We start from the raw sequence: 18,282 nt of genomic DNA on the forward strand, positions 1-18,282 counted from the left end.
TTTGCTGCTGGGGCTGGAATCAGCGAGGCGCCATGCGCAGGGCGCCGTCTAGGCGAATGACTTCGCCGTTGAGGTGTCCGTTCGTCACGATGTGGCAGGCCAGCTCGGCGAATTCCGAGGGCTGGCCCAGGCGCGGCGGGAACGGGATCGACGCGGCCAGCGATTGCTGCACGGCCTCGGGCAGTTCGAGCAGCAGCGGCGTGGCGAAGAGGCCGGGTGCCACGGTGCACACGCGGATGGCGTGCTGCGCGAGGTCGCGCGCCATCGGCAGCGTCATGCCGACGAGGCCGCCCTTCGAGGCGCTGTAGGCCTGCTGCCCCACCTGGCCGTCGAAGGCCGCGACCGACGCGGTGAAGAGCATCACGCCCTTCTCGCCGTTGGGCAGCGCGTCGAGCTTGGCGCAGCGCGCCGCGAACAGGCGCGCCATGTTGTAGCCGCCGATGAGGTTGATGTTGACCACGCGCACGAAGTCTTCGAGCGGCGCCGGGTTGCCGTCCTTGCCGACGATGCGCTTGGCGCTGCCGATGCCGGCCACGTTCATCAGAATGCGCGCGGGGCCGTGGGCGGCCGCGGCCTTGTCGAGCGCGGCGGTGACGCTCTCGGTGTCGGTGATGTCGCAGGCGCATGCGACGCCGCCGATTTCCGCGGCCACCTTCTCGGCGAGCGCGGCGTTGCGGTCGAGCACCGCGACCTTCGCGCCCAGGCGGGCGAGCTCGCGCGCGGTGGCTTCGCCCAGGCCCGATGCGCCGCCGGTGACGAGGGCGGCTTGTCCTTCGATCTTCATGTGTGTGTCTCCTGGAGAAAGTTAGCGGGGCGTCAGCGTGAAGGGCAGCGTGCCGGCGTGCATCGCCTCGGCGAGCGCGGCGCGGTGCTTGAGCACGGCGCGTTGGTTGATCGAGCCCTTGTCGGTCACTTCGCCCTTGTCGATGGAGGGCGGCTCGGCCATCAAATGGAGGCGCGCGATGCGGTTCGCGCTGCCGGTGCCCATGGCGGCCAGGTCGTTGGCCACCTGCTGGAAGTGCGCCTGCATTGGCGCGCTTTCGAGCACCTGCTGCATCGTTGCGTCGGCAGCCAGGCCCGCGAGCTGCCGCACCTTCTGCGTCGGGAAGATCAGCGCGCCGACTTCCTTCAGGTTGATGCCGGTGAGCACCGCGTCCTGCACGTAAGGCGCGCCGGCCGCGATGATCTTCGCGCGCAGCGGCCCCACGCTCACGAAGGTGCCGGTGGCGAGCTTGAAGTCTTCGGCAATGCGGCCGTCGAAGCGCAGGCCCCGGTGGATGTTCGCATCGTCGATCCACTGCACCGCGTCGCCGGTCGAGAAGAAGCCTTCTTCGTCGAAGGCCTCGGCCGTGGCGTCCGGTGCGCGCCAGTAGCCGGGCGTGATGTTGGGGCCGCGGTAGCGCACCTCGGTCTTGCCGTCGACCTCGATCAGCTTGAGCTCGATGCCGGCCGCGGGCAGGCCGATGTCGCCCGACTTCACTTCGGGGCCGGTCACGTAGAGCGCGAACGGGCCCGACTCGGTCATGCCCAGGCCCGTGCCCATCACGATGCGCTCGCCGACTTCGGCCTCCTGCGTCTTGTGCAGGCTGTCCCAGATCGGCTGCGAGAGCGCCGCGCCCGAGTAGAAGAACATCTTCACGCGCGAGAGCAGATTGCGGCGCAGCACCGCATCGCTTTCCATCGCGTTGGCGATCGCCTCGAAGCCGGTGGGCACATTGAAGTAGATGGTGGGCGCGACTTCGCGGAGGTTGCGCAGCGTCTCGGCCATGCCCGCAGGGGTGGGCTTGCCGTCGTCGATGTAGAGCGTGCCGCCGTTGTCCAGCACGATGCCCACGTTGTGGTTGCCGCCGAAGGTGTGGTTCCACGGCAGCCAGTCGACCAGCACCGGCGGCTCGTCGCCCAGCGCGGGAATCGACTGGCGCAGCTGCTGCTGGTTGGCGCACCACATGCGATGCGTGTTGATCACCGCCTTGGGCATCTTGGTGGAGCCCGAGGTGAAGAGGAACTTGGTGATGGTGTCGGGGCCGGTCGCGCGCATCGCGGCGTCGATGGCGGGCGTCGCGGGCGTGGCGGCGAGCGTGCTGAAGGGCGTGGTGGCGCGGCCTTCGATGGCGCCCTCGGCGAGCACGACCTCGGTGGCGGCGGGCACGGCCGCTTCGATGGCACGGCCGTAGCGCGCGGCATCGGCGGCGAACACGAGGCCCGGCGTGAGCGTGTCCAGCACGTGGCGCAGCTTCTCGAAGTCCTGGCTCACCAGCGAGTAGGGCGGCGACACGGGGCAGTAGGGCACGCCGGCGTAGAGGCAGCCGAGCGCGAGCAGCGCGTGCTCGATGCCGTTCTCGCTGAGGATCGCGACGGGACGCTCCGCGTTCAGGCCGCGATCGAGCAGCGCCTGCCCGATACCGCGCGCTTCCTTCAGCGCCTGCGCGTACGACACGCGCAGCCACTCGCCGGTGCTGCCGTCGGCCAGCCGTTCACGGCGGGCGATGAAGGTGCGGTCGGGCGCGTGTTCGGCCCAGTGCGCGAGGCGATCGGTCATGCGCTCGCGGTAGGCGTCCAGCTGCGTCTCGGCCTGCAGATACTGCGTGCCCGGCGCGCCGGCGCGCAGCACCGCGCGGGTCACGCCGAAGGCGAGCGGGCGGTAGCGGATGGCGGTCATCCCTTGCTCACCTTCGCGCCGCGGCCTTCGAGGAAATCGCGCACGCGCGCCTTCGCCTCGGGCGCGGCCTGCACGATGCCGGACATCAGCGCCTCGGTGAAGAAGCCGTGGTCGGCCGACTGCTCGGCGATGCGCGGCAGCGCGTGCATCAGCGCGTAGTTGGTCAGCGGCGCGTTGGTGGCGATGCGCTTGGCGAGCTCGAAGGCCTTGTCGAAGGCCGCGCCCTCGTCGACCAGGTACTGCGCGAAGTTGGCACGCTCGCCGTCTTCGGCGTTGTAGACGCGGCCGGTCATCATCATGTCGGTCATGCGGGCCACGCCGATGAGCTTGGGAATGCGCACCGAGCCGCCGCCGCCCACGAAGATGCCGCGCGAGCCTTCGGGCAATGCATAGAAGGTGGAGCGATCGGCCACGCGGATGTGGCAGGCGCTCGCCAGTTCGAGCCCGCCGCCGACCACCGCGCCGTGCAGCGCCGCGACCACCGGCACCGGGCCGTGCTGGACCACGTCGAGTGCCGCGTGCCACAGGCGCGAGTGCTGCATGCCCTGGCCGGCGTCGCGCTCCTTGAGCTCGCTCAGATCGAGGCCGGCGCAGAAGTGCGGGCCTTCGCCGTCGAGCACCGCGGCGCGCACGGTGGAGGGCAACTGCTCGAAGGTGTCGCGCAACGCGAGGATCAGGCCGTCCGACAGCGCATTGCGCTTGGCGCCGCGCGCGAGGCGAACGATGGCGACGTCGTCGCGAATGTCGAGTTGGAGGTCTGGAGTGGTCATGATGTGTTGGGGGTTGCGTTCGATTATGGTTATGAGAAATAATCAATTCAAGGCATTTGAGCCCGCCGAATACTAGGGACTTACCCGTACTGGAGACAAAGAGATGGACCACCGGAACCTGATCGCCATCGACATCCACACCCACGCCGAAGTGAGTTGCTGGAACCCGTTCGACAACTATGGCGAGGAGTACGACCGCGCCGCCGACAAGTACTTCGGCTCGAGCGGCCGCCCCACCATCGCCGAGAGCGTGGCGTACTACCGCGAGAGAAAGATCGGGCTGGTGATGTTCATGGTCGATGCCGAGTCGAACATGGGCCGCCGCCGCATCCCGAACGAGGAGATCGCGGAGCACGCGAAGAACAACAGCGACATGATGATTGCCTTCGCCAGCATCGATCCGCACAAGGGAAAGATGGGCGCGCGCGAGGCGCGCAGGCTCATCGAGGAATACGGCGTGAAGGGCTTCAAGTTCCACCCGACGGTGCAGGCCTTCCACCCCTACGACAAGATGGCCTGGCCGATCTACGAAGTGATCGCCGAATACGGCTTGCCGGCGATCTTCCACACCGGCCACAGCGGCATCGGCTCGGGCATGCGCTGCGGCGGGGGCCTGCGCCTGGAGTACAGCAACCCGATGCACCTGGACGACGTGGCTATCGACTTCCCCGACATGCAGATCGTCATGGCCCACCCCAGCTTCCCCTGGCAGGACGAGGCGCTGAGCGTGGCCACGCACAAGCCCAACGTGTGGATCGACCTTTCGGGCTGGAGCCCGAAGTACTTTCCCAAGCAACTGGTGCAGTACGCCAACACGCTGCTGAAGGACCGCATCCTCTTCGGCAGCGACTACCCGCTGATCACGCCCGACCGGTGGATGAAGGACTTCGAAGTGGCGGGGTTCAAGCCGGAGGTGATGCCGGGAATCCTGAAGGGCAATGCGGTCCGGCTGCTGAAACTGGAAGGCTGACGAAGAGAAGGTCGATACCGAGAAGGCGGCCTACGAATCCGCCTCTTCCTTCTCGTCGATCCGGTCCCAATCGCGCCCCGAGCGCCGCTGCCGTTCCTCGCGCTCGCGCGCCATCTGCTCCTCGAACTGCTGGCGGCCTTCCTTGTTGGCCGCGATCAGCTTGGCGCGGTCCTTGTAGTGCGGGTAGATCTCGTCGCTCAGCTTGATGTTCCGCGTGCGGAACCGCATCGTCGATTCGCGCGCTTCGTGCGCGGGCCAGCCCAGCGCCTCGAGCGTGGCGCGGGCGCTGCGCAGCGACGACTCGAACACCTCGCGCTCGATGTCCTTCACGCCGCGGTCGCGCAGCTGGAAGAGGTGGGTCACGTTGCGGGCCCGCGCGATGATGCGGGCCTGCGGGAAGTTCTCGCGCACCAGGTCGACGATGTCGAGCGACTGCTCGATGTCGTCCACCGCCACCACGATGGCCTTGGCCGAGCCGGCACCCGCGGTGCGCAGCAGATCGAGCCGCGTCGCATCGCCGTAGAACACGCGAAAGCCGAACTGGCGCAGGCCCTCGACGGTGTCGGCGTCGTGGTCGAGCACCGTCACGCGCAGGCCCTGCGACATCAGCATGCGACCGACGATCTGGCCGTAGCGGCCGAAGCCGCAGATGAGCACCTTGGCGTCCTGCTGCTCGGAAATTTCTTCCATCTGCGGGCCGTTGTTGCGGCTGTAGCGCGGCAGCACGAACTTGTCGAGCAGCACCAGGAGGAGCGGCGACAAGAGCATCGACAGCGCCACCGCGCCGATCAGGAGCGACGTGATCTCGGGCGGCAGCACATCGGGGCCCGCGGCCTGGAACACCACGAACGCGAATTCGCCGCCCTGCGCGAGCAGCAGGGTGAACACCGGCCGCTCCTGGTAGGCCAGGCCCATCGCCTTGGCGAGCGCGTAGATCACGACCAGCTTGATGACCATGAAGCCGATCACCAGCGCGGCCATCACCCAGGGGCTCGCGATGAGCACGCCGAAGTTGATCGACATGCCCACCGCGATGAAGAAGAGGCCGAGCAGCAGGCCCTTGAAGGGCTCGATGTCGGTCTCCAGCTCGCGCCGGTATTCGCTTTCCGCGAGCAGCACGCCGGCAAGGAAGGCGCCCAGCGCCATCGACAGGCCCACCAGCTGCATCAGCGCCGCGATGGCCACCACCAAGAGCAGCGCCGCGGCGGTGAAGATCTCGGGCGTGTCGCTGCGGGCGATCCAGCGCAGGATGGGGCGCAGCAGCAAGCGGCCGCCCAGGATGATGCCGGCGATCACACCGACGATCTTGAGCGCCTCCAGCGCGCGGTCCAGGCCGCTGAGCGATTGCTCGGCGGCGGTGGCGCCCGCGAGCAGCGGCAGCAGCGCGAGGATCGGGATGGCCGCCACGTCCTGGAACAGCAGGATCGAGAAGCCGGCCTGGCCGCTGGGCGTCTTGAGCAGGTTGCGCTCGCCGAACACCTGCAGCGCGATGGCTGTGGACGAGAGCGCAAGGCCCAGCGACGCCACCAGCGCCACGCGCCAGTCGGCACCGATGGCCCAGCCCGCGGCGAACAGCACCGCCGCGCAACTGAGCACCTGCGCGGCGCCCCAGCCGAAGATGGGCCGGCGCAGGTTCCACAGCCGCTTGGGTTCGAGTTCCAGGCCGACGAGAAACAGCATCAGCACCACGCCGAATTCGGCGAAATGCAGCACGTCCTCCACGCTGGACACGAGGCCCAGCCCCCAGGGGCCGATCGCGATGCCGGCCACGAGGTAGCCGATGATCGAGCCGAGCCCGAGGAACTTCGACAGCGGCACCACCAGCACGGCGGCGCCCAAGTAGATCAGGCTGCTGGTCAGCCAGGCGGGCGCGTGTTCCATGCTCAGGCCGTGCCTTCCCGGTGGTTGTCGTCGTTCTTGGCTTCGTTGGCGGCGGACATGGCGGCGATGCCCCGGCTCATCGCGGAATGGAAGGTGCTGGCCACCACCTTGCCCATGTCGTCGGACTCGGCGGGGCGGTCGGCCTCGGGGACGGGACAGGCGATGCAGGCGTCGATCTCCTCGATCTCGGGCCAGTCGGGGTAGCTGCCCAGGCGCTGGGCGTAGGTGTCGACATGCGCCGTCACTTCGGCCTCGTCGGCGCTGCGCGCGCCGTAGAAGACGAGCGGCGGCAGAAAGCGCATGCCGCAGAGCGCGGCGGTCTGCTCGTAGGGCGGCAGGAAGGCGTCGAAGAAATAGCGGTGGTAGCTTTGCGGGTGGTAGCTCGGCTCGGGGCTGCCGGTGGTGGCGACCAGCCAGAAGTCCTTGCCCTGCAGGGCGGTGCCGCCGGGGCCGTAGGCCCAGCCGTAGGTGAGCACGTCGTCGACCCAGAGCTTCTGCAGCGCCGGCATCGAATACCACTGGATCGGATGCACCAGCACGACCAGGCGCGCCTTGGCGAGCCGGGCCTGCTCGGCCTCCACGTCGATGGCGAAGTCGGGGTAGCTGCCGTAGAGGTCGTTGACCTCCACGCCCGGCACCGCGCGCGCGGCGGCCAGCATGCGGCGGTTGACGCGCGAGTCGCGCCAGTGCGGATGGGCCGCGATCACGTAGATGCCGCCGCTGTCGGCGGCAGGGTTTCCCGGAAGTGTTGTTGTCGTCATGCCGCGAACATAGCGCAACCGGCGGCGATTTACCGGCCCCAAAAGGGCGAGGCACTACGATGCTGCCCTGATCCAGCTCTGGAGGAGATTCCCATGCCGGTGGTTCTGGTCGCCAACCCCAAGGGTGGCGTTGGCAAGTCGACGATCGCGACGAACATCGCGGGCTACTTTGCGAGCCGCGGCCATGCCGTGATGCTGGGCGACGTGGATCGCCAGCAGTCCTCGCGGCTCTGGCTGAATTTGCGCCCGCCGATGGCCCGGCCCATCTCCACCTGGGAAGCCTCGGGCGACAGCAGTGTGGTGCGGCCCCCGCGCGGCACCACGCACGCGGTGCTCGACACGCCCGCGGGCCTGCACGGCTGGCGCTTCAAGGAGGTGCTGGCGCTGGCCGACCGGGTGATCGTGCCGCTGCAGCCGAGCATCTTCGACATCTACGCGACGCGCGATTTCCTGGACCGGCTGCTGGAACAGCGCAAGGCCGACAAGACCAAGATCGGCCTGGTGGGCATGCGCGTGAATGCGCGCACGCTGGCGGCCGACCGGCTGAACGAATTCATCGCCGGCCTGGGCGTGCCCGTGCTGGGCGAGCTGCGCGACACACAGAACTACGTGCAACTCGCGGCGCGCGGGCTCACGCTGTTCGACATCGCGCCGGGCCGCGTGCAGCGCGATCTCGAGCAGTGGCAGCCGATCTGCCAGTGGCTGGACTGAACCCGCGGTTTTCCCTAGCCCGGGTTGTCGCAAGCCCGACAGCCGCGCCCGCATCCTCGGCACCAGAATGCCCCGCATGACCAAAAAGACATTCCAGACCCTTCAGGATCTCGCCGCCTGCGTCGGCCAGGAAGTCGCCGTGAGCGACTGGATCACCATTACGCAAGAGCAGGTCAACCAGTTCGCCGAGGCGACGGGCGACCACCAGTGGATTCATGTCGATATCGAGCGGGCCAAGGCCGGGCCTTTCGGCGGGCCGATTGCCCACGGCTTCCTGACACTCTCGCTGCTGCCGAAATTCTTCGAGGTGGCGATCGACGTGGTCGAGTCGCGCATGGGCGTGAACTACGGGCTGAACCGGGTGCGCTTCATGTCGCCGGTGCCGGTGGGCAAGCGCCTGCGGGCGCGCATGAAGCTGCTGACCGCGGAGGCGATTCCCGACGACGGCCTCCAGATGACCTGGGAAACCGCCATCGAGCTCGAAGGCGCGGCCAAGCCGGCCTGCGTCGCCGAGTCGGTGGTGCGCCGCTACCGCTGAGCGCGCGGCTTTCTTCTTCTTTCTTACATCCGGCGGTCGGTCACTTCGCCATAGGTGGCGGCGCCTTGGCGCGTGATGCCCAGGGCGCTGGCGCGGACCGCGGCGCGGTCGGTGCTGCCGTTGGTCTGCTGGGCGACGCCGGTGCCGCCGTTGCCGATCTTCAAGGGCTGGCGGGCCTGGGCCTGCACATCGGCGCGCGAGAGCGTCGACTGGAAGGGCGCGGGCGGCAGCGGGTTCTGTTCACCCTGGAAGGCCTGGGCACCGGTGCTGAGGGCGAGCGTGGCGAAGGTCGCGAGGGCAATCGACTTGGCATTCATGACGAAACTCCTTGGGGCAAAGCGTTGAAGGACTCGATGCCGGAGCGGGTGCAGTAGCTGCTTTTCGCGCCGGCATGTCATCCATACGCCGCACCGCGCCGACCGGATGTGCCCTTGCCGCCCGAAGGGTCAGCTGAATCCGTTTTGCCGCCAGGCTTCGAACACCGTCACCGCCACCGCGTTCGAGAGGTTCAGGCTGCGCTGACCTTCCCGCATCGGCAGCCGCAGGCGCTGGGGCTCGGCGAAGCCCTCGCGCACCGCGGGCGGCAGGCCGCTGGTCTCGGAGCCGAACACCAGCCAGTCGCCCGGCTGGAAGCGCACGTCGTGCACGGCGCGCGTGCCGCGGGTGGTCAGGGCGAACATGCGGTCGGCGGCGGGGCTTTCCGCGTCGATCAGCGCCTGCCAGTCGGCGTGGCGCTTCACCTCGGCGTACTCGTGGTAGTCGAGCCCGGCGCGGCGCAGGAGGCGGTCGTCCATCGAGAAACCGAGCGGCTCGACCAGGTGCAGCGTGCAGCCGGTGTTGGCCGCGAGCCGGATCACGTTGCCGGTGTTCGGCGGAATTTCGGGGTGGACCAGGACAATATGGAACATGCGCCGATTGTCGGCGGCGCGCGTGGGGCGGTCAGCGCGGCGGGTCGGTGCGGGCCAGCACCACCGCGGTGATGTGCGCGGCGCCGGCCAGCCGGAGCGTTTCGGCCGCGGCGAACAGCGAGGCGCCGCTGGTCATCACATCGTCGACCAGCACGACGCGCTTTGTGCGCACCTTGTCCGCGCGCAATGGCTCCACGGCGAAGGCGCCGCGCAGGTTGCGCAGGCGCTCGGCGCGCGCCAGGCCGCTCTGCGCCGGAGTTTCGCGGGTGCGCAGCAGCAGCGTCGCGTCGGTCTTGGCCGGTGCCATGCGGCGCGCGAGCTCGAGCGATTGGTTGAAGCCGCGCTCGCGCAGCCGGCCGGGCGCGAGCGGCATCGGCAGCACGATGTCGCACCGCTCCAGCGCCGGCTCCACCCAGGGCGCGCTGCGCAGCAGGGTTGCGAACGGGCCGGCCCAGCCGGCATCGCCGCGGAACTTGAAACGTGCGATGGCGCCGGGCCAGGGCCATGCATAAGTGCAGGCCGCAAGGCAGGCGTCCAGCGGCGGCGGGTGCAGCACGCAGTCACCGCAGCGGGCAACGCCTTCGGGCACCGGCAGGGCGCAGCCGCCGCAACGCGCGGCCGGCGGCGCGAAGCGCGCGACGCAGGCATCGCACACCCGTTGCGAAGGCCAGGCGCGGCAGACCTCGCACTGGCTGGGCAGCCGCGCGAGTCCCGCAAAAAGTGAGGTGAAAGGCCTCAGGGCCCGGTGGCTGAACATGGTCTCAATATACTCACGGCCCCATGGCCACCGACCCCGCAAGAAGACCGCCGACCATCGATCCCACGGCGGCCGCACGCTGGCGCCGGCTGGCGCCCGCCGAGGGCTCGCCGTGGCTGCACGAAGAAATCGGCCGGCGCATGGAAGACCGGCTGCAATGGATCAAGGCGCAGCCCCGCACCTGGGCCGATTGGGCGCCCTTGCGCGGCGGCCTCGAGGCGCACGAACTGGTGGCGCGCCGCTACCGCGATGCGGCTTCCTATGTGATCGAACCCGAACCGTCGCTGGCCGGCAAGACCGGCGAGGCGCTCGCCGCACCCTGGTGGAGCGCGCGCCGCTGGCAGGGCGGCAAGGCCCGGTTCGATGCGCCGCCCGAGGACGGCGTCGACCTGCTCTGGGCGAACATGTCGCTGCACATGGCGGCCGACCCCGAGGCGCTGATCTCGCAGTGGCACCGGCTGGTCGCAACCGACGGCTTCCTGATGTTCTCGTGCCTGGGCCCCGACACCGTGCGCGAACTGCGCGCGCTGCATGCACGCCTAGGCTGGCCCGCGGCCGGCCATGAATACACCGACATGCACGACTGGGGCGACATGCTGGTGCACGCCGGCTTCGCGGAGCCCGTGATGGACATGGAGCGCATCGTGCTCACCTGGGCCACGCCCGAGGCGGCGCTGGCCGAGTTGCGCACGCTCGGGCGCAACCTGCACCCGGCGCGCTTTGCGGCGCTGCGCGGCAAGACCTGGCACAAGGCGCTGAAGGGCGCGCTGCCCGAACTGGCGCCGGCCGAGGGTGGCAACGGCCACATCGCGCTGACCTTCGAGGTCATCTACGGCCATGCCTTCAAGCCGGCGCCGCGCGTGTCGCTCGCGGCCGAAAGCGCGGTGTCGCTGCGTGAGATGCGCTCGATGCTGCAACGAGGTCGGCCAGGCGCCTGATTGCCTAGTAGTAGTGACCCGTAGGCGTCCCGGGCGCCCCACGAGGGCCTCGCGAGCGCCGGTATCTACCCGCTACAATCCGCCGTTGCGTGAAACTCGCGGGTATTGTCCCGCGATCGAGGGCCTGTCGGATCCCATTTGTACGAGGGTGTACGAGGGAGTTGGCGACCATCGACGCACCGATTTGCTGAACTCGCCCGTGTCGAATTCCGTGTTTCGTTTTGCCACCGTTTCAGGCCAGAGCATTCACTGGTTCCTGAAGCGGAACTGCTCGGTGACCCCGAGCCAGCTGGGCTGGCTCTACGCGTCGCTGTGCGTGGTATCGCTCGGTATCGGGACGGTGTTCTGGCTGCACGGTGCGCCGCTGGTGCTGCCATTCGCCTGGCTCGAACTGGCCGCGGTGGGTTTCGCATTCATGCTGTACGCACGGCATGCGACCGATGGAGAACGGATCGCATTGCAGGGTGGACGGCTGGTCGTGGAGCTCGAGGACGGTGGGCGCTACGAACGCACGGAATTTCTTCCGCACCAGGTGCGGATCGAACCGCAGACCAGCGATCGCTCGCTGATCGAGGTCTCGGGGCAGGGTCGATCAGTCAGGGTGGGGCGCTATGTACGCCCGGAGTTGCGTGCGGCACTGGCGCGCGAGATTCGCATGGCGTTGCGTGGCGCTTGAAGCGGCTTGCGCAGCGTTGCACGGTTGGGTTTGTCGAAAAAATTGAAGAAACGTGAACACGATGAAGAGCATTTGGCGCAACAAGTACAGGCCGGCGAATCTGTTGCTGGCGGCCGGCGCGGCTTTCAGCAGCGCGGCGCACGCAGTCAACGATCTGCCCGGCGGCCCTTCGGTTCGCCAGTTGAATCTTCCGGTCGGTGTGACCAAGATCGCGCAGGAGCAGCATCTGCTCCACACGATCATGATGATCCTGTGCACGGTCATCTTCGTCGCCGTGTTCGCGGTCATGTTCTATTCGATCTGGAAGCACCGCAAGTCGGTGGGCCACAAGGCCGCGAACTTCCATGAATCGGTGGTGGTCGAGGTCATCTGGACCATCGTTCCCTTCCTCATCGTGATCGTGATGGCGCTGCCCGCCACCAAGGTGCTGGTGGCCCAGAAGGACACCACCAACGCCGACCTCACGATCAAGACCACGGGCTACCAGTGGAAGTGGGGCTACGACTACCTGAACGGCGAAGGCGAGGGCCTGGCCTTCATCTCCACGCTGGACAGCTCGCAGCGCGCGATGTCCGATGCCGGCGCCAAGGGCGTGATGCCCGACGACTACCTGCTCAAGGTCGACAACCCGCTGGTGGTGCCGGTCAACAAGAAGGTGCGCATCATCACCACCGCCAACGACGTGATCCACGCGTTCGCCGTGCCGCAGCTGGGCTTGAAGCAGGACGCGATTCCCGGCTTCGTGCGCGACACCTGGTTCCGCGCCGAGAAGGTGGGCGACTACTACGGCCAGTGCCAGGAACTGTGCGGCAAGGAACACGCCTACATGCCGATCCACGTGAAGGTGGTCTCGGCAGGCGACTACACGACGTGGGTTGCCGCCAAGCGCAAGGAAGCCGCGGCCAAGCTGGACGACCCGACCAAGGTCTGGGCGCTGCCCGAGATGCTGGTGCGCGGCGAGAAGGTCTACGCCGCCAACTGCGCCGCCTGCCACCAGGCCAACGGCAAGGGCGCGGGCCCGATCAAGCCGCTGGACGGCTCGCCCAAGGTGACCGACGCCGACCACAAGGTGCAGCTGACGGTGCTGCTCAACGGCCAGAACAACGGCGCGATGCCCTCCTGGAAACAGCTGAGCGACACCGACCTCGCGGCAGTGGCCACGTACACCAAGAACAGCTGGTCGAACAAGACGGGCCAGCTGGTGCAGCCGGCCGAAGTGCTGGCCCTGCGCGGCAAGTGATACGGCAGCGCCCCGCGAAGAAGAAATTGCAAGGAACAACGAAATGAGTGCAGTCCTCGACCCCCACGGTCACGCCCACGGCGACCACGCACACGACGGCCACGACGAGCATCACGCAGCGCCCACCGGCTGGCGCCGCTGGGTCTTCGCGACCAACCACAAGGACATCGGCACGCTCTACCTGCTGTTCAGCTTCACGATGCTGATGGTGGGCGGCATCCTGGCCCTCCTGATCCGCGCCGAGCTGTTCCAGCCCGGCCTGCAGCTGGTGAACCCCGAGCTCTTCAACCAGTTCACCACCATGCACGGCCTGATCATGGTGTTCGGCGCCATCATGCCGGCCTTCGTGGGTTTTGCGAACTGGATGATCCCGCTGCAGGTGGGCGCCTCCGACATGGCGTTCGCGCGCATGAACAACTTCAGCTTCTGGCTGCTGATTCCCGCAGCGCTGATGCTGGTGGGTTCGTTCTTCATGCCCGGCGGCGCACCGGCCGCGGGCTGGACGCTCTACGCGCCCCTCACGCTGCAGATGGGCCCCTCGATGGACGCCGGCATCTTCGCGATGCACATCATGGGCGCCTCCTCGATCATGGGCTCGATCAACATCATCGTGACCATCCTGAACATGCGCGCGCCCGGCATGACGCTGATGAAGATGCCGATGTTCTGCTGGACCTGGCTCATCACCGCCTACCTGCTGATCGCCGTGATGCCCGTGCTCGCAGGCGCCATCACGATGACGCTGACCGACCGCCACTTCGGCACCAGCTTCTTCAACCCCGCCGGCGGTGGCGACCCGGTGATGTACCAGCACATCTTCTGGTTCTTCGGCCACCCCGAGGTCTACATCATGATCTTGCCGGCCTTCGGCATCATCAGCCAGGTGGTGCCGGCCTTCGCCCGCAAGAAGCTCTTCGGCTACGCCTCGATGGTGTACGCCACCTCGTCGATCGCCATCCTGTCGTTCATCGTGTGGGCGCACCACATGTTCACGACCGGCATGCCGCTGACCGGCCAGCTGTTCTTCATGTACGCGACGATGCTGATCGCGGTGCCCACGGCCGTGAAGATCTTCAACTGGATCGCCACGATGTGGCAGGGCTCGATGACCTTCGAGACGCCCATGCTGTTCGCGGTCGGCTTCATCTTCGTGTTCACGATGGGCGGCTTCACCGGCCTCATCCTGGCGGTCGCGCCGATCGACACGCAGCTGCAGGACACGTATTACGTGGTGGCCCACTTCCACTACGTGCTGGTGGCCGGCTCGCTGTTCGCCATGTTCTCGGGCTTCTACTACTGGGTGCCCAAGTGGACCGGCGTGATGTACAACGAAACGCGCGGCAAGGTGCACTTCTGGTGGTCGCTGATCTCGTTCAACGTGACCTTCTTCCCGATGCACTTCCTGGGCCTGGCCGGCATGCCGCGGCGCTACGCCGACTACCCGATGCAGTTCGCCGACTTCAACGCGCTCGCGTCGGTCGGTGCCTTCTTCTTCGGTTTCGCGCAGGTGTACTTCTTCCTCTTCATCGTGCTGCCGACCATGCGCGGCAAGGGCGAGAAGGCTTCGCAGAAGCCGTGGGAAGCAGCGGAAGGCCTGGAGTGGGAAGTGCCCTCGCCGGCGCCGTTCCACACCTTCGAGACCCCGCCCAAGCTCGATCCGACCGCCACCAAGGTGATCGGTTGATCGACCGCACGACGATGACCACACCCGAACAAAGAAAGAACAACCGTCGCATGGGGCTCACGCTGGCCTCCATCGCGGTGATCTTCTTCATCGGCTTCATCGTGCGCATGGTCTTCTTCAGCGGTCGCTGACCGCCCACCGAACGGGAGCAGCATCCATGAGTCTCGGCCAACGCATCCGCCGCGCCAATGTGCGCATGGTCGGCAAGCTCGCCGTCGTGACCTGCGGCATGTTCGCCTTCGGCTACGCGCTGGTGCCGATGTACCGCGCGATCTGCGAGATGACCGGCATCAACATCCTTGCGCTCTCCGAGCTCGAGGTGCCGGGCGGCGCCAGTGGCGGCAAGAACGTGCGCGTGCCCGACAACACGCAGGTCGACATGACCCGCACGATCAAGGTCGAGTTCGACTCCAACGTGCGCGGCGGCCTCTGGGACTTCAAGCCCGCGGAGCGGACCATCGAGGTGCATCCGGGCCAGCTCAACACGGTGATGTACGAGTTCCAGAACGTGCAGAACCGCCGCATGGCCGCGCAGGCCATTCCGAGCTACGCGCCGCAGCAGGCCGCGCCTTATTTCAACAAGCTCGAGTGCTTCTGCTTCAACCAGTACACGCTCGATCCGGGCGAGAAGAAGCAGTGGCCGGTCGCGTTCGTGATCGACCCGAAGATCTCCAAGGACGTGAAGACCATCACGCTGTCGTACACCTTCTTCGAGGTGGGCGGCAAGACGCCGGCGGCGCCGGTGGCCGCAGTCACGACCACCGCCAATGAGCCGCGCTCGTGATGACCGCTGCGCCATCGAACAAGCCGAAGGCCACGCTGTGGGACACGGTGAAGGCGGTGGGCTGGTCGTTCTTCGGCGTTCGCAAGAACAGCGCCTACCAGGAAGACCTGGGCAAGCTGAATCCGTTGCACATCATCGCGGTGGCATTCGCCCTGGTGATCGTCTTCGTCGTCGGGCTGGTGCTGCTGGTGCGGCATGTGGCTGGCATGGCCTGACGAAACCCGCGACACACAGAATCCATTGAATCGAGAGAAGAAAGAAAGCCAGGAGCTGATATGAGTTCAACCACCCACGGCACCACGCCCTACTACTTCGTGCCCGGACCATCGGCCTACCCGGTCATGGCGGCGACCGGCCTGTTCTTCGTGATCCTCGGTGCGGCGCAATGGATCAACGGCCACGAATGGGGCGCCTGGTCGCTCGCGGCCGGCATGCTCGGCTGGCTCGGCACGCTCTTCGTGTGGTTCCGCGCGGCCATCGGCGAGAGCGAAGGCGGCCAGTACGGCCACAAGGTCGACCTCTCGTTCCGCTGGAGCATGAGCTGGTTCATCTTCTCCGAGGTGATGTTCTTCGGCGCCTTCTTCACTGCGCTCTGGTGGGCCCGCACCCACTCGCTGCCCGCGCTCGGGAGCCTGGACAACGCGATCCTCTGGCCCGACTTCAAGGCCGTGTGGCCGAGCGTGGCCGCCGGTGCGACTGCATCGCCGGCCGACATCGTCGAGCCGTTCCAGACCGTGGGTCCGTTCTGGCTGCCCACCATCAACACGGCGCTCCTGCTGAGCTCGGGCGTGACGCTCACCATCGCCCACCACGCGCTGCGTGCCGGCCATCGTGCGCAGACCATCCGCTTCATGTGGCTCACCGTGCTCCTGGGCGTGATCTTCCTGGGCGTGCAGGGTTACGAGTACCACCACCTGTACACCGAACTGAACCTGAAGCTCAGCTCGGGCACCTACGGCTCGACCTTCTTCATGCTCACCGGCTTCCACGGCCTGCATGTGTTCATCGGCATGCTGATGCTGCTGTTCATCACGCTGCGCTTGCAGAAGGGTCACTTCACGCCCGAGCGCCACTTCGGCTTCGAGGGCGCGGCCTGGTACTGGCACTTCGTGGACGTGGTGTGGCTGGGTCTCTACATGCTGGTCTATTGGCTTTGAGCGAAGAACCTCGCGGCATTCCAGAAAAAAGGCGCCGTAAGGCGCCTTTTTCATGGTTCTCGTGGAACGAGCACCATCTACTTGCCGAGCGGGAGCCCGGTGGGCTGGATGTAGCCGAGTTTCCAGGCGAGCAGCATGCAGAGGAACAAAAACACCGACAGGCCGATCCGAAAGGTGAGCGCGCGCGCCATGCCGCCGCTCTTGGCGCGCCCATTGCGCCCGTCCTTCAGCATGAAGTACAGCGCAAATCCGAGGCTCGCGAAGATGCCCAGGAACACCAGGGCGACGAAATATTTCATGACCCGCATTATCGGCCGCACGCCCCGTCCTCTCCAGTGATCCCTGAACCCCTGAACAGCGAAGCGCCGCGCCACCGTGGCCGCTTCTGGCTCGTCACCATCGCGGCCGTCCTGACGGTGGCCGCCACCGTCTCGCTGGGCCGCTGGCAGCTCTCGCGCGCCGCGCAGAAAGAAGCACTGCAGGCCAGCATCGACGCCGAAAAGCAGAAGCCCGCGCTCGACCAGGCCGAGTTCCTGGCACTGCCGCAGGCCAGCGATTCGCTGCACCGGCCGGTGCGCCTGCGCGGCCTCTGGCTCACGCCGCAGACGGTGTACCTGGACAACCGCCAGATGCACGGCGTGCCCGGCTTCTACGTGCTCACGCCCTTCGCCCTCGAAGGCACCGAGCAGACGGTGATGATCCAGCGCGGCTGGGTGCAGCGCAATTTCGTCGACCGCACGAAGCTCGGAGCGGTCGAAACGCCGGCCGGTATCGTCGAGGTCACGGGCCTGATCGAGCCGCCGCCGAGCCACCTGCTCGAGCTGGGCACATCGTCGGGCGCCGCCGCTTCGGCGCCCGCTCCGACGGCATCTGCTGCCGCGCCAGCACCGGCCGCCGAGGGGTCTTCGTCCATCCGGCAAAATCTCGACCTGGAGGCGTTCCGTGCCGAGACCAAGCTGCCGCTGCGAACCGATGTGTCGCTGCAGCAGACCGGGCCGGCCTCCGAGGGCCTGCAGCGCGACTGGCCGGCCCCGGCGCTGGGCTTGGAGAGGCACTACGGTTACGCATTCCAGTGGTTCGGCCTCTCGGCCCTCGTCGTCATCCTCTATGTCTGGTTCCAATTCATCACCCCCTTCCGCCGCTCGCGGCGCCGTGCACGCGATGAACGCCGCCTCTGACGAACCGCTGGGCCTGACGGTGCATTCGATGCCGTCGCCGAATCAGGCGCTCGACGGCGCCGAGGGCCGGCGCACGGTCGTCGGGCGCTGGAAGATGATCGCGGTGCTGCTGATGTGCGCGGCGCCCGTCATCGCGTCGTACTTCACCTACTACGTGATCCGCCCCGAGGGCCGCAGCGTCTACGGCGAGCTGATCAACCCGCAGCGCGAACTGCCCCGGCTGACCGCCACCGACCGCAACGGCGCGCCGGTCGACGTCGCCACGCTCAAGGGCCAGTGGCTCCTGGTCGCGGTGGCCGATGCCGCCTGCGACGCGCTGTGCGAGCAGCAGCTGTACCTGCAGCGGCAACTGCGCGAGAGCCTGGGCCGCGAGAAGGACCGCATGGACCGCGTCTGGCTCGTGAGCGACGCCGCCCCGATCCCCGAGCGACTGAACAACGGCCTGCATGGCGCGACGGTGCTGCGCGTGCCGGCCGACCAGTTGGCCAAGTGGCTCGCCCCCGTTTCCGGTCACGCCCTCACCGAGCACCTTTATGTGGTCGACCCGATGGGCAACTGGATGATGCGTTTCCCCGCGCGCATGGACGCCGCCGGCGCGAGCCGCGCCAAGCGCGACATCGATCGCCTGCTGCGCGCATCCTCGTCGTGGGACGAACCCGGCCGTTGACCT

The 18,282-nt window shown here is 67.4% G+C and carries 22 protein-coding genes; 13 read left to right on the forward strand and 9 right to left on the reverse strand.

The window, feature by feature from the left end; genetic code table 11:
- Positions 1 to 19 precede the first annotated feature (19 nt).
- Genes ACZYRS_RS06600 through ACZYRS_RS06610 form a run of 3 tightly spaced genes read right to left on the reverse strand, consistent with a single transcriptional unit; the run spans position 20 to position 3,429 of the window.
- Positions 20 to 784, reverse strand: a complete 765-nt coding sequence (locus ACZYRS_RS06600; protein WP_463418595.1) for an SDR family NAD(P)-dependent oxidoreductase — start codon at positions 782 to 784, stop codon at positions 20 to 22.
- A 21-nt stretch (positions 785 to 805) separates the two neighbouring features.
- On the reverse strand, positions 806 to 2,659 hold the full coding sequence (locus ACZYRS_RS06605) for a feruloyl-CoA synthase (protein WP_463418596.1): 1,854 nt from the start codon (positions 2,657 to 2,659) through the stop codon (positions 806 to 808).
- Positions 2,656 to 3,429 (reverse strand): crotonase/enoyl-CoA hydratase family protein, encoded by a 774-nt coding sequence (locus tag ACZYRS_RS06610; RefSeq protein WP_198784929.1) that lies wholly within the window; start codon positions 3,427 to 3,429, stop codon positions 2,656 to 2,658. The genes ACZYRS_RS06605 and ACZYRS_RS06610 overlap by 4 nt, the downstream gene beginning before the upstream one ends.
- Positions 3,430 to 3,532: 103 nt before the next feature.
- Here ACZYRS_RS06610 and ACZYRS_RS06615 point away from each other — a divergent pair, with 103 nt between their 5' ends.
- On the forward strand, positions 3,533 to 4,399 hold the full coding sequence (locus ACZYRS_RS06615; protein ID WP_198784930.1) for an amidohydrolase family protein: 867 nt from the start codon (positions 3,533 to 3,535) through the stop codon (positions 4,397 to 4,399).
- 30 nt (positions 4,400 to 4,429) lie between these two features.
- Here ACZYRS_RS06615 and kefC read toward each other — a convergent pair whose 3' ends face one another.
- Positions 4,430 to 6,280: a glutathione-regulated potassium-efflux system protein KefC gene (gene kefC, locus ACZYRS_RS06620; protein WP_463418597.1), complete on the reverse strand. Its 1,851-nt coding sequence runs from the start codon at positions 6,278 to 6,280 to the stop codon at positions 4,430 to 4,432.
- A 2-nt stretch (positions 6,281 to 6,282) separates the two neighbouring features.
- Positions 6,283 to 7,041, reverse strand: coding sequence for a glutathione-regulated potassium-efflux system oxidoreductase KefF (gene kefF, locus ACZYRS_RS06625; protein ID WP_463418598.1), 759 nt, complete (start codon positions 7,039 to 7,041; stop codon positions 6,283 to 6,285).
- 93 nt (positions 7,042 to 7,134) lie between these two features.
- Between kefF and ACZYRS_RS06630 the strand changes: the two genes are divergently transcribed.
- Together ACZYRS_RS06630 and ACZYRS_RS06635 are read left to right on the forward strand one after the other, a co-directional pair.
- Positions 7,135 to 7,752, forward strand: coding sequence for a nucleotide-binding protein (locus tag ACZYRS_RS06630; RefSeq protein ID WP_463418599.1), 618 nt, complete (start codon positions 7,135 to 7,137; stop codon positions 7,750 to 7,752).
- A 67-nt stretch (positions 7,753 to 7,819) separates the two neighbouring features.
- Complete coding sequence (locus ACZYRS_RS06635; RefSeq protein WP_198784934.1) at positions 7,820 to 8,290, forward strand: MaoC family dehydratase; 471 nt, start codon at positions 7,820 to 7,822, stop codon at positions 8,288 to 8,290.
- 23 nt (positions 8,291 to 8,313) lie between these two features.
- On the opposite strand, the gene ACZYRS_RS06640 is transcribed toward ACZYRS_RS06635, so the two are convergent.
- The 3 genes from ACZYRS_RS06640 to ACZYRS_RS06650 form a co-directional block, all read right to left on the reverse strand.
- Positions 8,314 to 8,607 (reverse strand): DUF4148 domain-containing protein, encoded by a 294-nt coding sequence (locus ACZYRS_RS06640; RefSeq protein ID WP_198784935.1) that lies wholly within the window; start codon positions 8,605 to 8,607, stop codon positions 8,314 to 8,316.
- 129 nt (positions 8,608 to 8,736) lie between these two features.
- Positions 8,737 to 9,198, reverse strand: a complete 462-nt coding sequence (gene trmL, locus ACZYRS_RS06645; RefSeq protein ID WP_463418600.1) for a tRNA (uridine(34)/cytosine(34)/5-carboxymethylaminomethyluridine(34)-2'-O)-methyltransferase TrmL — start codon at positions 9,196 to 9,198, stop codon at positions 8,737 to 8,739.
- A gap of 31 nt (positions 9,199 to 9,229) precedes the next feature.
- The gene (locus ACZYRS_RS06650) at positions 9,230 to 9,955 is read right to left on the reverse strand and encodes a ComF family protein (RefSeq protein WP_463418601.1); all 726 of its coding nucleotides are present in this window, start codon (positions 9,953 to 9,955) and stop codon (positions 9,230 to 9,232) included.
- A gap of 23 nt (positions 9,956 to 9,978) precedes the next feature.
- On the opposite strand from ACZYRS_RS06650, the gene ACZYRS_RS06655 reads away from it, so the two are divergent.
- The 8 genes from ACZYRS_RS06655 (at position 9,979) to ACZYRS_RS06690 (ending at position 16,434) form a co-directional block, all read left to right on the forward strand.
- A complete protein-coding gene (locus ACZYRS_RS06655; RefSeq protein ID WP_198784938.1) occupies positions 9,979 to 10,893 on the forward strand; it encodes a class I SAM-dependent methyltransferase in 915 nt (304 codons plus the stop codon).
- A 199-nt stretch (positions 10,894 to 11,092) separates the two neighbouring features.
- Positions 11,093 to 11,569 carry a DUF2244 domain-containing protein gene (locus tag ACZYRS_RS06660; protein WP_093439357.1) on the forward strand — a complete coding sequence of 159 codons (477 nt, stop codon included), beginning with the start codon at positions 11,093 to 11,095 and terminating at the stop codon, positions 11,567 to 11,569.
- A gap of 61 nt (positions 11,570 to 11,630) precedes the next feature.
- Positions 11,631 to 12,809 (forward strand): cytochrome c oxidase subunit II, encoded by a 1,179-nt coding sequence (coxB, locus tag ACZYRS_RS06665; RefSeq protein WP_198784939.1) that lies wholly within the window; start codon positions 11,631 to 11,633, stop codon positions 12,807 to 12,809.
- Between the two features lie 43 nt (positions 12,810 to 12,852).
- The gene (gene ctaD / locus ACZYRS_RS06670; RefSeq protein WP_198784940.1) at positions 12,853 to 14,493 is read left to right on the forward strand and encodes a cytochrome c oxidase subunit I; all 1,641 of its coding nucleotides are present in this window, start codon (positions 12,853 to 12,855) and stop codon (positions 14,491 to 14,493) included.
- Between the two features lie 14 nt (positions 14,494 to 14,507).
- Positions 14,508 to 14,624 carry a cytochrome oxidase small assembly protein gene (locus ACZYRS_RS06675; RefSeq protein WP_007836360.1) on the forward strand — a complete coding sequence of 39 codons (117 nt, stop codon included), beginning with the start codon at positions 14,508 to 14,510 and terminating at the stop codon, positions 14,622 to 14,624.
- A 26-nt stretch (positions 14,625 to 14,650) separates the two neighbouring features.
- On the forward strand, positions 14,651 to 15,277 hold the full coding sequence (locus tag ACZYRS_RS06680; RefSeq protein WP_463418602.1) for a cytochrome c oxidase assembly protein: 627 nt from the start codon (positions 14,651 to 14,653) through the stop codon (positions 15,275 to 15,277).
- Positions 15,277 to 15,492 carry a DUF2970 domain-containing protein gene (locus ACZYRS_RS06685; protein WP_463418603.1) on the forward strand — a complete coding sequence of 72 codons (216 nt, stop codon included), beginning with the start codon at positions 15,277 to 15,279 and terminating at the stop codon, positions 15,490 to 15,492. Before ACZYRS_RS06680 ends, ACZYRS_RS06685 begins: the two co-directional genes overlap by 1 nt.
- A gap of 60 nt (positions 15,493 to 15,552) precedes the next feature.
- Positions 15,553 to 16,434: a cytochrome c oxidase subunit 3 gene (locus ACZYRS_RS06690; protein WP_198784943.1), complete on the forward strand. Its 882-nt coding sequence runs from the start codon at positions 15,553 to 15,555 to the stop codon at positions 16,432 to 16,434.
- Between the two features lie 77 nt (positions 16,435 to 16,511).
- Here ACZYRS_RS06690 and ACZYRS_RS06695 read toward each other — a convergent pair whose 3' ends face one another.
- A complete protein-coding gene (locus ACZYRS_RS06695) occupies positions 16,512 to 16,742 on the reverse strand; it encodes a twin transmembrane helix small protein (protein ID WP_013543416.1) in 231 nt (76 codons plus the stop codon).
- 27 nt (positions 16,743 to 16,769) lie between these two features.
- Here ACZYRS_RS06695 and ACZYRS_RS06700 point away from each other — a divergent pair, with 27 nt between their 5' ends.
- Entirely contained in the window at positions 16,770 to 17,612 is an 843-nt protein-coding gene (locus ACZYRS_RS06700; protein ID WP_463418604.1) for an SURF1 family protein, read from the forward strand.
- A complete protein-coding gene (locus tag ACZYRS_RS06705; protein WP_198784945.1) occupies positions 17,596 to 18,279 on the forward strand; it encodes a hypothetical protein in 684 nt (227 codons plus the stop codon). Before ACZYRS_RS06700 ends, ACZYRS_RS06705 begins: the two co-directional genes overlap by 17 nt.
- Positions 18,280 to 18,282: the final 3 nt, after the last annotated feature.

This window comes from Variovorax sp. AC194 (genome assembly GCF_979257995.1).

What these genes read in the sequence shown, in the direction of transcription:
- ACZYRS_RS06610 (WP_198784929.1), bottom strand. Translation starts at nt 3,429, where the DNA reads ATGACCACTCCAGACCTCCAACTCGACATTCGCGACGACGTCGCCATC.
- ACZYRS_RS06705 (WP_198784945.1), top strand. Translation starts at nt 17,596, where the DNA reads ATGAACGCCGCCTCTGACGAACCGCTGGGCCTGACGGTGCATTCGATG.
- ACZYRS_RS06600 (WP_463418595.1), bottom strand. Translation starts at nt 784, where the DNA reads ATGAAGATCGAAGGACAAGCCGCCCTCGTCACCGGCGGCGCATCGGGC.
- ctaD (WP_198784940.1), top strand. Translation starts at nt 12,853, where the DNA reads ATGAGTGCAGTCCTCGACCCCCACGGTCACGCCCACGGCGACCACGCA.
- ACZYRS_RS06655 (WP_198784938.1), top strand. Translation starts at nt 9,979, where the DNA reads ATGGCCACCGACCCCGCAAGAAGACCGCCGACCATCGATCCCACGGCG.
- kefC (WP_463418597.1), bottom strand. Translation starts at nt 6,280, where the DNA reads ATGGAACACGCGCCCGCCTGGCTGACCAGCAGCCTGATCTACTTGGGC.
- ACZYRS_RS06615 (WP_198784930.1), top strand. Translation starts at nt 3,533, where the DNA reads ATGGACCACCGGAACCTGATCGCCATCGACATCCACACCCACGCCGAA.
- ACZYRS_RS06635 (WP_198784934.1), top strand. Translation starts at nt 7,820, where the DNA reads ATGCCCCGCATGACCAAAAAGACATTCCAGACCCTTCAGGATCTCGCC.
- ACZYRS_RS06675 (WP_007836360.1), top strand. Translation starts at nt 14,508, where the DNA reads ATGACCACACCCGAACAAAGAAAGAACAACCGTCGCATGGGGCTCACG.
- coxB (WP_198784939.1), top strand. Translation starts at nt 11,631, where the DNA reads ATGAAGAGCATTTGGCGCAACAAGTACAGGCCGGCGAATCTGTTGCTG.
- ACZYRS_RS06695 (WP_013543416.1), bottom strand. Translation starts at nt 16,742, where the DNA reads ATGCGGGTCATGAAATATTTCGTCGCCCTGGTGTTCCTGGGCATCTTC.
- ACZYRS_RS06690 (WP_198784943.1), top strand. Translation starts at nt 15,553, where the DNA reads ATGAGTTCAACCACCCACGGCACCACGCCCTACTACTTCGTGCCCGGA.
- ACZYRS_RS06630 (WP_463418599.1), top strand. Translation starts at nt 7,135, where the DNA reads ATGCCGGTGGTTCTGGTCGCCAACCCCAAGGGTGGCGTTGGCAAGTCG.
- trmL (WP_463418600.1), bottom strand. Translation starts at nt 9,198, where the DNA reads ATGTTCCATATTGTCCTGGTCCACCCCGAAATTCCGCCGAACACCGGC.
- ACZYRS_RS06650 (WP_463418601.1), bottom strand. Translation starts at nt 9,955, where the DNA reads ATGTTCAGCCACCGGGCCCTGAGGCCTTTCACCTCACTTTTTGCGGGA.
- ACZYRS_RS06680 (WP_463418602.1), top strand. Translation starts at nt 14,651, where the DNA reads ATGAGTCTCGGCCAACGCATCCGCCGCGCCAATGTGCGCATGGTCGGC.
- ACZYRS_RS06640 (WP_198784935.1), bottom strand. Translation starts at nt 8,607, where the DNA reads ATGAATGCCAAGTCGATTGCCCTCGCGACCTTCGCCACGCTCGCCCTC.
- kefF (WP_463418598.1), bottom strand. Translation starts at nt 7,041, where the DNA reads ATGACGACAACAACACTTCCGGGAAACCCTGCCGCCGACAGCGGCGGC.
- ACZYRS_RS06685 (WP_463418603.1), top strand. Translation starts at nt 15,277, where the DNA reads ATGACCGCTGCGCCATCGAACAAGCCGAAGGCCACGCTGTGGGACACG.
- ACZYRS_RS06605 (WP_463418596.1), bottom strand. Translation starts at nt 2,659, where the DNA reads ATGACCGCCATCCGCTACCGCCCGCTCGCCTTCGGCGTGACCCGCGCG.